The sequence below is a fragment of the Lacticaseibacillus chiayiensis genome (assembly GCF_004123795.1).
Lineage (GTDB): Bacteria > Bacillota > Bacilli > Lactobacillales > Lactobacillaceae > Lacticaseibacillus > Lacticaseibacillus chiayiensis.
The window spans coordinates 1-735 of record NZ_MSSM01000107.1; the positions used below are offsets into that span (position 1 = coordinate 1).

Annotated in this window: 1 protein-coding gene; it reads right to left on the reverse strand. The window is 46.5% G+C overall.

Translation table 11 applies throughout. The features are described 5' to 3' along the window. Positions 1 to 204: 204 nt before the first annotated feature. On the reverse strand, positions 205 to 735 hold a 531-nt coding region (locus BVJ53_RS14850; RefSeq protein ID WP_137296011.1), incomplete at its 5' end, for an RNA-guided endonuclease TnpB family protein.

The window sequence follows — 735 nt, forward strand, 5'->3', positions numbered from 1 at the left end:
TGTTTGGATTCGCAGTATGGTTACTATAATTGTCAACCACCACTGACTAAAGTCAGTGGCTTGTGAGCAAACACCCTTCTTACGAGCGCTTGAATCACAATTTGCACAGATACACCACTGCAGGCAGTTCGTAGAACTGCTTTGTCTTACACGGCAATTACCAGTGCCTTTAGCGTCCCCAGGTTGCCATAGGGACGAGCCTAATCAGGCTAATTTAGCAATACCTTTGATCAGTATGTTCTGCGCGGCATTGTGATCGCGAACGTGATGGGTACGGCATTTAGGACACGTCCATTCTCGATCAGCAAGCGTCAGCTTATCAGTGCCTTCGGTTCCCATTACGAAGTCGCAACTATGACAGGTTTGAGTGGTATTCCTAGGATTGACCGTTACAAACTGGCGACCATAAAGGTCAGCCTTGTAAGTTAGCATGCCTAAGAAGGTACGCCAGCCTACGTCTGCGATACTCATTGCCAAGGCATGATTTTTTAGTAAGTTCTTACTTCGCAATTCCTCTGCAACCACTAAATCATGGTTCTTGATTAGTGTGGTTGAGACGTTGTGCAAGAAGTTCTTACGCCGATCTAGAATCTGTGCATGAATCTTAGCAACTACCAAGCGCTGTTTTTGGTAATTCTTACTGTTACGTAACGGTCGATGCTCTTTCTTTGCCCTTCGGGCACGGCGCGACAAAACACGTTGGGCCTTAGCCAGTCGTCCCTTAATCGTTCGATA